We start from the raw sequence: 9,914 nt of genomic DNA, 5'->3' as shown, positions 1-9,914 counted from the left end.
GAGTAGCGAGCTTGCGAGCGTATCGAAGGGTCACCAGGCCTTCGCGTGGCCCGTCGGCTTGCGCTCCTCGCGCCTCAGGCAGCCAGGGGGTCAGGACGCGAGATCGTCGGTCAGGTGATCCCACGCCTCGACGGTGGCGCGGGAAACGGCGCCGACGTGCGTGACGACGAGGCAACAGCGCCCGCGCCGGTCGTAGAACTCGATTGCGGCAGTGGGGCCCCACGCCCCTTGTGACCAGGTGACCCAGCACTGATCGACGTGGGTGAAGTTGATCATCACCCGAGACGCGCCGGACGCCAGGACCATCTGCCCGCGGTGCTCGCGGGCGCCGTCGAGCCGGTCCTGGCGCATCTGCATGCACCCCGGTGCCGCGGCGGCGAGGGTGACCGTCATCCCCAGCAGAGCGGCGTGCCCGAGTGCGGCGATGACCCGACTCGGATCGACGCGGGTGCCGCGCGGGCCGCGCCCCTCGGCCAGCAACCGGAGCCGGGAGGTGCCGCCGTCGAGCAGGACCGAGTCGAAGAGCCCGACCTGGTCGCCGTCGTGGCGGTCGGGGAGTGCGGCCGGGATGTACTCGGGTCCGGAGAACGCCGGGACGGGCGTGGGTTCCGAGCCGTGGATCGCCGCCATCGAGGTGGACAGGCTCAACGACTCGAAGGCGAGGCGATCGGAGTTCTCGGTCAGGTAGGTCGCGTGCGCGGTGTCGCCACCCGCGTCGAACAGGCGCAGCGTGGGCGGGACCTGGGCGGCGGGATCGGTCTGCAGCGTCGACGACAACCGAGAGGGGTTGAGGCGCAACGAGATCTGCTCGGCACCGACGGTGAGGGGGCCGCCCAGCGGGGTGGGGATCCCGTGAACGCCGACCGCGTTCATGATCACCGGTCCGGCGACCGTGACACCGACGACCTCCGCGAGCGAGGGGAGTCGCGCGGCGATCGTGTCGATGTCGGAACTGATCGCTGAGTCGCCGAAACCCGGTGTCGCGAGCAGGATCTCGAGATCGCTCGGCCGGATCGGGTCGTCGGTGGGGTCGGGCACGGCGTGCAGATCTCGCCGGGGTCGGCTCAGTAGACGTCGCGGGCGTAGCGGCCCGCGGCGCGGAGGGCGTCGACGTAGTCGCGCGCGGCGTCGGAATCGAGTCCGCCGTGCTGGGCGACGATCTCGTGGAGGGCCGCGTCGACGTCGCCGGCCATCGTGGCGGCGTCACCGCACACGTAGACGTGAGCGCCCTTCTCCAGCCAGGCGAACAGGTCCGCGCCGTTCTCGCGCATCCGGTCCTGCACGTAGACCTTGTGGTCCTGGTCCCGCGAGAACGCGAGGTCCAACCGGTCCAGCAGGCCGTCGGTGACGAAACCGTCGATCTCGTCGGCGTAGAGGTAGTCGGTGTCGCGATGCTGGTCGCCGAAGAACAACCAGTTCGGCCCGGTCGAGCCGGTGGCCGCACGGTGATGGAGGAAGGCGCGGAACGGGGCGATGCCGGTTCCCGGACCGATCATGACGGCCGGGACGTCGCCCTCGGGCAGGCGGAACGTCTTGTTGGGGGTGATGAAGACGTTCACGGTGTCGCCGGGCGCGCAGCGGTCGGCGAGGTGCGTCGAGCAGACGCCGCCGCGTTCGCGGTCGTCGGCGACGTAGCGCACGGTCGCCATCGTGATGTGCACCGTCCCCGAGTGAACCGTGGGGCTCGAGGAGATCGAGTACTCGCGGTGGGCGAGCGGGCTGAGTTCCTCGAGGAGTTCCTCGGGCGCGAAGTCCATGGTCGGATCGATGTTCAGCAGGTCGAGGACGTCTCGCCCGCGAAGCCATGCGTCGAGCGCCTGGGCGTCGCCGGCCTCGATCAGGCGGGTCAGGTCGGCATGGCCGGTCCGCTCGGCCACCGCCTTGGCCAGGTACTTCGACGGGCAGCCGATCTCGTAACGGGTGGTCAGGGCCTCGCGGAGGCTGTAGGTGGCCTTCCGGTCGGCGATGATCTCGTCGCCGACGGCTCCCAGGCGCTCGAGAAGGAGATCCACCAAGGCGGGATCGTTGACCGGCGTGATGGCGATGCCGTCGCCCGGTTCGTAGGTGATGCCGCTGTCGCCGAGCGAGATCTCGACGTGCCGCACCTCCTTGGCCGATCCCGGACCCGACAGGACGGTGTTGGTCACGATCGTCGCCGGGTAGGGATTCCGCCGGTTCCACGGTGACCGGGCCGGCTTGCGCCGTGCCGGGGCGGACTGCTGCGTCGACGACTCATCCGGGGTGGTGCTCAGTGGAGTGCTGGTACCGGCCGAAGCGGCGTCGTACATCGAGAATCCTTCGTGGTCGGAGAGGGTGTTGCCAGGAGAATGGCCGTCGGCCACGGTACTACTCCGAGGGCCCCCTCCACGACCCTCCGGAGGTGTGATATTCGCCCGGGAATCAAATCGCGCCCCTGGCCGTTGACCAACCTGCGACCGCTGCGTCCGCGATTTCCGTCGCGAACGGCACACATGGCATACTGAGCGGTCGAGTCCGGTTCCGGTTCACACCGTCGAAAGGCGACGGTGACCCGGCGACCTCAGAAAGGGACAACCAAACATGAAGCAGGGAATCCACCCCGAGTACGCGGCGACCACCGTCGTCTGCGGCTGCGGCAACACGTTCGAGACCCGCAGCACCGCTGCCAACGGTCGTATCAACGTCGAGGTCTGCTCGCAGTGCCACCCGTTCTACACGGGCAAGCAGAAGATCCTCGACACCGGCGGCCGTGTCGCCCGGTTCGAGAAGCGCTACGGCAAGCGCTCCAAGTAGACCACGCTGCGACGCCCGCCCGACGCCGAGTCGGGACGGGCGTCGTTTGTGTTTGACCAGGTCTTTCCTTCCCCGAGCATTCTTGCCGAAGGCGTCTTCGGCGGTGAGTTCCGTTTCCACGAGTGAGGTTCGCAGTGAGTACGCAGAGTCCGTCGGCCATCGATGACATCCTGGCCGAGCACTCCGGTCTCGAGCGTCAGCTCGCCGACCCCTCGCTCCACGACGACCCGGCCGCCGCCCGGCGGGTGGGCAAGCGGTTCGCCGAACTCGCCCCGGTGATGTCGACCTACAACAAGCTCAAGGCGGCCCGCGAGGACCTCGAGGCGGCGCGTGAACTCGCCGCCGACGACCCGTCCTTCGCCGCCGAGATCCCCGCCCTCGAGGCGACCGTCGAGGAGCTCGACGCGACGCTCACCGACCTGCTCGCCCCGCGCGACCCGCACGACAGCGACGACGTGGTCCTCGAGATCAAGTCCGGCGCCGGCGGCGAGGAGTCCGCGCTGTTCGCCTCCGACCTTGCACGCATGTACCTCAAGTACTGCGAGCGACACGGCTGGAAGGTGCAGACCCTCGGTGTCACCGAATCCGACCTCGGCGGTTACAAAGAGGCGACCTTCTCGATCAAGTCCAAGGAGACCGTCCGCGACGGAGTGTGGTCGCGACTCAAGTTCGAAGGCGGCGTGCACCGCGTGCAGCGGGTGCCGGTGACCGAGTCACAGGGACGTATCCACACCTCGGCGGCCGGTGTGCTCATCTACCCCGAGCCCGAAGAGGTCGCCGAGGTCGCGATCGACGAATCCGATCTGCGCATCGACGTCTACCGGTCGTCGGGCAAGGGCGGCCAGGGCGTCAACACCACCGACTCCGCGGTGCGCATCACCCACCTGCCCACCGGCATCGTCGTGACCTGCCAGAACGAGCGGTCGCAGCTCCAGAACAAGGCCCGCGCCATGCAGGTCCTGGCCGCCCGCCTCCAGTCTGCGGCGGAGGAGGAGGCCGAGGCCGCGGCCGCGGAGGGACGTGCTGCACAGATCCGCACCGTCGACCGTTCCGAGCGCATCCGCACCTACAACTTCCCCGAGAACCGCATCACCGATCACCGCATCGGCTACAAGGCCAACAACCTCGACGCCGTTCTCGCCGGGGACATGGACAACCTCCTCGACGCGCTCGTCGCCGCCGAGCGCCAGGCCCGCATGGAAGCCGAATAACCCGATGTCGGACGCGCCGGCCCGGGTGGCCGACGAAATCCGCAGCGCCACCGCACAACTGGCCGCAGCCGGTATCGACTCGGCACGACGCGACGCCGAATGGCTGATGTCCCACGTCCTCTCGTGTGACCCCGGCCGCCTGATCGTCATAGACACCATCGATGACGCACACGTCCGTCGGTTCCGGACGGCGGTCGACCAGCGTGCGCGTCGAATCCCGTTGCAGCACATCGTCGGGACCGCGGCATTCGGTCCGCTCGAGCTGGCCGTCGGCCGGGGCGTGTTCATCCCTCGACCGGAAACCGAGTATCTGCTCGAATGGGCGGCATCCGCCGCCGCGACCAGGGCGGACCCGGTGCGCATCGTCGATCTCTGCAGTGGGAGCGGCGCCCTGGCCATCGGCCTGGCGACGCTGGTCCGTTCGGCGCGCGTGACGGCCGTCGAGATTGACGACGCCGCGTTGAAGTGGCTGCGGCGCAACGTCTCCGATGCACCGGTCGGGGTTCGGGAACGGCTCGACGTGGTGGCCGCGGACGTCACCGATGCCGATCAGATCGGCCGCGTGATCCCGGCGGGGAGCGTCTCGATCGTCGCGACCAACCCGCCCTACGTCCCGCTGCGGTCCGAGGTCGGTCCCGAGGTGGACCACGACCCGGCGCGCGCGGTCTTCGGCGGCGACGACGGGATGAGCGTGATCGTCCCGATGGTGCCGATCATCGCGACCATGCTCGCCCCGGGCGGTCTCGTCGGGATCGAACACGACGACACGACCTCGGATGCCGTCGTCGAGTGTCTACGCGCCCACGGCGGATTCGACGAGGTGACCGCCCGTACGGATCTGGCCGGCCGGCCGCGCTTCGTGACCGCCCGCCGCGTCGGCTGAGGCGCGTCTGCCGGAATGCACCACCGGTGGCATGAAAGGATGGACCGGTGAGCATTGTTTTCGACTGCAACGATCCGCAGAGCCGTTCGGCGGGCATACGCGCGGCCGTCGGGGCGGCGAAGGCGGGACGCCTGGTGGTGGTCCCCACCGACACGCTCTATGGAGTCGGTTGCGATGCCTTCGATTCCGACGCCGTCGGCTCGCTGCTCGCGGCCAAGCACCGCGGCCGGGACATGCCGGTGCCGGTCCTGGTCGGTTCCTGGCATTCCATCGACGGACTCGTGCTGTCCGTCCCGCAGGCCGCCCGCGACCTGATCGAGGCGTTCTGGCCCGGCGGTCTGAGTCTCGTTGTCCGTCAGGCGCCTTCGCTCGCCTGGGATCTCGGCGACACCGACGGCACGGTCATGCTGCGCATGCCGCTGCATCCGGTCGCGATCGAGCTGTTGCGTGAGGTCGGGCCGATGGCGGTGTCGAGCGCGAACGTGTCGGGTAGCCCGCCCGCCACCACGGTGGACGAGGCCCGGGAACAGCTCGGCGACAAGATCTCGGTGTACCTCGACGGCGGGCCTGCACCGATCGCCCGGGCGTCGACGATCGTCGACGTGTCGGGCGCGCAGCCGCGGGTTCTACGGGAGGGTGCCATCACGATCGAGGCCGTCGCCGAGGTCCTCGACGTCGACCCCGAGTCACTGCGTGGTTGAGTTGGCGTCGGGCATAGATTCGACGGGTGACCCGCAGATCGACATGCTGATCGAGCGGGAATCGTCCCGCCGGCGGACGTGGCTCCAACTGCTCGCGAGCGAGACCGAACCGACTGCGGGGGTGCGGGCCGCGATGGCCTCGACCTTCGATTCGAAGTACGCCGAGGGGCGCCCCGGTTCGCGCCATCATGGCGGATGCGAGATCGTCGACGAGCTCGAGGAACTCGCGATCGGCCGGGCGCGGGACCTCTTCGGCGCCGGTCATGTCGACGTCCAGCCGTTGTCGGGGAGTGCGGCGAATCTCGCCGTCCACGCGGCGTTCGCCCAGCCGGGTGACCCGGTGCTCGCGCTGCGGCTCGAGCACGGCGGGCACCAGACCCACGGTTCGCGCGCCAACTTCTCCGGTCGCTGGTTCTCCCCGCTGCACTACGAGGTGCGCCGCGACGACGAGCTCGTCGACTACGACCAGGTCCGCGAACTGGCCCTGGTGCATCGGCCGCGGATGCTGGTCGTGGGCGGCACGACGTATTCGCGTTCCTTCGACTACCCGCTGCTGCGCGAGATCGCCGACGAGGCGGAGTGCATCCTCCTGGTCGACGCGGCGCACCTCGCCGGACACGTTGCCGCCGGGCTGCTCCCGTCGCCGGTGCCGCACGCCGACGTCGTCACCTTCTCCACCAACAAGGTCTTCCGCGGGCCCCGCGGCGGTGTCATCCTGGCGCGCACCGAGCATGCCGACGCGCTGCGGAAAGCGGTCCATCCGTTCATCCAGGGCGGCCCGTCCATGCACGCGATCGCCGCGAAGGCCGTCGCCTTCCACGACGCCGGAACCGAGGAGTTCGCCGCCTATGCGGCCGCGGCCGCGCGCAACGCCGGAGACCTCGCCGATGCGTTGACCGCCCGCGGGCTGCGGGTGGTCTCCGGGGGCACCGACACTCATCTCGCGGTCGTCGACGTCGCGGCGCTCGGCATCTCGGGAACCGAGGCGCAGAAACGTCTCAACCGAGCGGGGATCGTCGTCGACAAGGCCGTCCTGCCCTTCGACGAGCGTCCGGTCGCCGAGGGGTCGGGAATCCGGATCGGCACCCCAGTAGCCACCTCGCGGGGCCTGACCCCGGAGATGATCCCGTCGGTCGCGGACGCGATGCTGGCCGCGATGACGACCGACGATCTCTCGACGCACGACCGGATCCACCGTGAGATCAGAAGCCTCGCATGCGGGTAGCGTTGTCCGGGTGTCCGATACGTCCCCAGCGACCTCCACGGCTGCAGTGGTGAGCCGATGATCGACGCCGCCCCGGTGGTGCTCGCGGCCGCGACCGACGGGGGAGGGGCCGGTGTCCCGCTGCGCGAGTTGCTGCTCGTCGGCCTGACCGCCGCCGCGATGACGTATCTGCTGACCTCGGCGGTGCGGGTGTTCGCGATCAAGGCCGGCGCGGTCGCCGTGCCGCGCGTGCGCGACGTCCACGTGATCCCGACCCCGCGACTCGGTGGTCTCGGCATGTTCGGTGGGGTGGTGGCCGGTATCGCCCTCGCCGCCAACCTGCCCGCACTCAACCGTCTGTTCGCCTACACCACCGACATGACCGCGGTGATCACGGCGGGCACGGTGATCGTCCTGGTCGGCGTCGTCGACGACCGGTGGGGCCTCGACGCGCTGACGAAGTTCGTCGGCCAGCTCACCGCCGCCGGGGTGCTCGTGCTCCTGGGCATCTCCTGGATCCAGGTGCCGGTGCCGTTCGCCGACATCGGGACCATCGTGCTCGATCCGCTCCAGGCGGGCCTCCTCACCGTGGCCGTCACGGTGGCGACCATCAACGCCATCAACTTCGTCGACGGTCTCGACGGTCTCGCCGCCGGTCTGGGACTCATCGCCGCGTCGGCGATCTGCATGTTCTCCCTCGGCCTGCTCCGAGATCAGGGCGGCGACGTCAGCTACTACCCGCCGGCGCTCATCGCCGTCGCACTCGCGGGGGCCTGCCTCGGCTTCCTGCCGCACAACTTCTCGCCGGCCCGGATCTTCATGGGCGACTCCGGGGCGATGCTGATCGGGCTCATGCTGGCGGCCGCCTCGACGAGTGCATCCGGCCGTATCGCGGTCAACGCCTACGGCCCGGCCGACATCTTCACCCTGCTGTCACCGCTGATCCTCGTCGCGGCCGTGGTCTTCATCCCGATGCTCGACATGCTGCTCGCGGTCATCCGCCGGACCCGCGCCGGAGTCGGCTTCTACACCCCCGACAAGATGCACCTGCACCACCGGCTGCTCGAACTCGGCCATTCCCAGCGTCGCGTCGCGCTGATCATCTACCTCTGGGTCGGTGTCCTGGCCTTCTCCGCCGCGGCGAGCACCCTGTTCCCGCTGTCGGTGGTCGCGCCGATGTTCGGCGGGGGACTGGTGGTGGCCCTGCTGGTCACCATGGCGCCACGACTGCAGCGCAGGTTCGCCGAGCTCCGGACGTCGACAAAAGCCTTCCGCTGAGGTCCACGGGTGTGTCCGGTAGTGTCCGGTTCCGACCGAGCGCACCCTTGGTAAGGGCACGGTAAACCTCGTGTACTATCGGCCGTAGTAGTTGTGGCCCGGGCGCCGACGGATCTCGCCGGCGGTTCTCGCGAGCCTCGACTCATACCCCCCGGTAAGACCTTCGGGGTGGTGTTGGTAGGGTCACACCAAACGCGAGCTGTTGCATGGCGGCCACTGGCTGCTGCACGCACGCGGGTGCCCCGTGCCGTCGGTATGGATTCAACGAGCTGAGGAGAGGGACATGGAGACTTCTGCCCCTGATTCAGCCCCCGTCTATCCGCAGGCGCCCACCGGTCTGCGTCGTCCGGCACTCATCGCCGGCGGCGTGACGCTTGTGGTCGCGGTGGTCTCGATCCTCGTCGGTCATCCCCTCTTCGCAGTGTTCTTCCTGCTCGGAGTCGCGGGAATCCTGGTCAACGCACTGCTCGTGAAGCGTGCCGTCGACACGGTCACCGCCGAGTTGAACCCCCGTAAAACCGCTCTTGCTCTCAACTCCGCCTTGCGACTCGGTGCCATCACGGTGCTCGCTCTGCTGGCGGCGTTTCTGGTCCAACCCGACGGGTTGGGCGCGATGTTCGGACTCGCCATCGGCCAGGTGGTCTTGGTGCTGAACACGGTCATTCCGGTGATGAAAGGACTTCGTAGCCAACCATGACGACCGCCTTCTACCTAGCCGCAGAGGATGGCGAACCAGCCATTCAGGTGGGTCATTACACCAAGTTCGAGCTCTTCGGACTGACCTTCAATCTGGAAACCATCATCGCGACGGCGCTCGCGGCGTTGATCATGCTCGCGCTGGCCTTCTACCTGAAGTCCAAGGTCACCTCGACCGGCGTCCCGTCCGGTGTGCAGCTCTTCTGGGAAGCCGTCACCATCCAGATGCGCGGACAGGTCGAGAGCGCGATCGGCATGAAGGTCGCTCCGTACGTCCTCCCGCTCGCGGTCTCGCTGTTCACCTTCATCCTGATCTCCAACTGGCTGTCGGTTCTGCCGGTCCAGGTGGGTCACCACGAGATCCTCAAGCCGCCGGCCGCGGACGTGAACTTCGCCTACGCGCTCGCCCTCTTCGTCTTCGTCTGGTACCAGATCGCCGGCTTCCGGGCCCGCGGCCTGCTGGGTCACCCGGCTCGCATCGTGAAGGGCCACGTCGCCTTCCTCGCGCCGATCAACGTGATCGAGGAGTTCACCAAGCCGATCTCGCTCTCGCTGCGACTCTTCGGCAACGTGTTCGCCGGCAGCATGATGGTCGCCCTGATCGCCCTGTTCCCGCCGTACATCATGTGGGCGCCCAACGCGATCTGGAAGTCCTTCGAGCTGTTCGTCGGCCTGATCCAGGCGTTCATCTTCGCGCTGCTGACGATCCTCTACTTCTCGCAGTCGATGGAGACCGAGGATCACTGACCGCCCGTCCAGGGCACCTCGCGGCGGAGACGCCGCGACCACAACCGCACATGACCGACCTGCGTCGGCGCCTGTCGTCGCAGCCACAGACCTGACACACCAGTTGTCAGCAACCGAAAGGGAAATATCACAATGGATCCTTACATTGGCCTCGGCGCACTCATCGGTGGCGGCCTGATCATGGCCGGTGGCGCCGTTGGTGCCGGTATCGGTAACGGCCTGGCCGGTAGCCAGCTCATCGCCGGTATCGCTCGCCAGCCGGAGGCTCAGGGTCGTCTGTTCACCCCGTTCTTCATCACCGTTGGTCTGGTTGAGGCCGCTTACTTCATCAACCTGGCCTTCATGGCGCTCTTCGTGTTCGCCACCCCGATCAGCGCCGGCTGATCACCGCTCTCCCTTTTGTCGCCGAGTAGAAACGACAC

General features: G+C 68.3%; 11 protein-coding genes. 9 read left to right on the top strand and 2 right to left on the bottom strand.

Annotated elements, in window-relative coordinates:
• Positions 1-90 precede the first annotated feature (90 nt).
• Entirely contained in the window at positions 91-1,038 is a 948-nt protein-coding gene (locus tag OK17_RS17325) for a ChuX/HutX family heme-like substrate-binding protein (protein ID WP_461418178.1), read from the bottom strand.
• 26 nt (positions 1,039-1,064) lie between these two features.
• Positions 1,065-2,288, bottom strand: a complete 1,224-nt coding sequence (locus OK17_RS17320) for a sulfite reductase subunit alpha (RefSeq protein ID WP_461418177.1) — start codon at positions 2,286-2,288, stop codon at positions 1,065-1,067.
• A gap of 271 nt (positions 2,289-2,559) precedes the next feature.
• Between OK17_RS17320 and rpmE the strand changes: the two genes are divergently transcribed.
• The 9 genes from rpmE to OK17_RS17275 all read left to right on the top strand — a co-directional run bounded on the left by rpmE (position 2,560) and on the right by OK17_RS17275 (position 9,876).
• Positions 2,560-2,772 (top strand): 50S ribosomal protein L31, encoded by a 213-nt coding sequence (rpmE, locus tag OK17_RS17315; RefSeq protein WP_005196328.1) that lies wholly within the window; start codon positions 2,560-2,562, stop codon positions 2,770-2,772.
• 134 nt (positions 2,773-2,906) lie between these two features.
• Positions 2,907-3,983, top strand: coding sequence for a peptide chain release factor 1 (prfA, locus tag OK17_RS17310; protein ID WP_461418176.1), 1,077 nt, complete (start codon positions 2,907-2,909; stop codon positions 3,981-3,983).
• A gap of 4 nt (positions 3,984-3,987) precedes the next feature.
• Complete coding sequence (gene prmC / locus OK17_RS17305) at positions 3,988-4,866, top strand: peptide chain release factor N(5)-glutamine methyltransferase (RefSeq protein ID WP_461418174.1); 879 nt, start codon at positions 3,988-3,990, stop codon at positions 4,864-4,866.
• 47 nt (positions 4,867-4,913) lie between these two features.
• Entirely contained in the window at positions 4,914-5,567 is a 654-nt protein-coding gene (locus tag OK17_RS17300) for an L-threonylcarbamoyladenylate synthase (protein WP_461418173.1), read from the top strand.
• A 1-nt stretch (position 5,568) separates the two neighbouring features.
• A complete protein-coding gene (locus tag OK17_RS17295) occupies positions 5,569-6,792 on the top strand; it encodes a serine hydroxymethyltransferase (protein ID WP_461418179.1) in 1,224 nt (407 codons plus the stop codon).
• A 57-nt stretch (positions 6,793-6,849) separates the two neighbouring features.
• Positions 6,850-8,049: an MraY family glycosyltransferase gene (locus tag OK17_RS17290; RefSeq protein ID WP_232718964.1), complete on the top strand. Its 1,200-nt coding sequence runs from the start codon at positions 6,850-6,852 to the stop codon at positions 8,047-8,049.
• Positions 8,050-8,332: 283 nt separating this feature from the next.
• Positions 8,333-8,746 (top strand): hypothetical protein, encoded by a 414-nt coding sequence (locus tag OK17_RS17285; RefSeq protein WP_461418172.1) that lies wholly within the window; start codon positions 8,333-8,335, stop codon positions 8,744-8,746.
• Positions 8,743-9,492, top strand: a complete 750-nt coding sequence (gene atpB / locus OK17_RS17280) for a F0F1 ATP synthase subunit A (protein WP_006865804.1) — start codon at positions 8,743-8,745, stop codon at positions 9,490-9,492. The genes OK17_RS17285 and atpB overlap by 4 nt, the downstream gene beginning before the upstream one ends.
• 132 nt (positions 9,493-9,624) lie before the next feature.
• On the top strand, positions 9,625-9,876 hold the full coding sequence (locus OK17_RS17275; RefSeq protein ID WP_006360523.1) for a F0F1 ATP synthase subunit C: 252 nt from the start codon (positions 9,625-9,627) through the stop codon (positions 9,874-9,876).
• The last annotated feature ends 38 nt before the right edge of the window (positions 9,877-9,914 follow it).

This window comes from Gordonia sp. GN26 (genome assembly GCF_054823965.1).
This window is presented reverse-complemented; position numbering and strand designations above follow the sequence as displayed.

Excerpts from the sequence above, each read along its gene's own strand:
- OK17_RS17320 (WP_461418177.1), bottom strand. The coding sequence starts at position 2,288 with ATGTACGACGCCGCTTCGGCCGGTACCAGCACTCCACTGAGCACCACC.
- prmC (WP_461418174.1), top strand. The coding sequence starts at position 3,988 with ATGTCGGACGCGCCGGCCCGGGTGGCCGACGAAATCCGCAGCGCCACC.
- atpB (WP_006865804.1), top strand. The coding sequence starts at position 8,743 with ATGACGACCGCCTTCTACCTAGCCGCAGAGGATGGCGAACCAGCCATT.
- rpmE (WP_005196328.1), top strand. The coding sequence starts at position 2,560 with ATGAAGCAGGGAATCCACCCCGAGTACGCGGCGACCACCGTCGTCTGC.
- OK17_RS17275 (WP_006360523.1), top strand. The coding sequence starts at position 9,625 with ATGGATCCTTACATTGGCCTCGGCGCACTCATCGGTGGCGGCCTGATC.
- OK17_RS17285 (WP_461418172.1), top strand. The coding sequence starts at position 8,333 with ATGGAGACTTCTGCCCCTGATTCAGCCCCCGTCTATCCGCAGGCGCCC.
- OK17_RS17290 (WP_232718964.1), top strand. The coding sequence starts at position 6,850 with ATGATCGACGCCGCCCCGGTGGTGCTCGCGGCCGCGACCGACGGGGGA.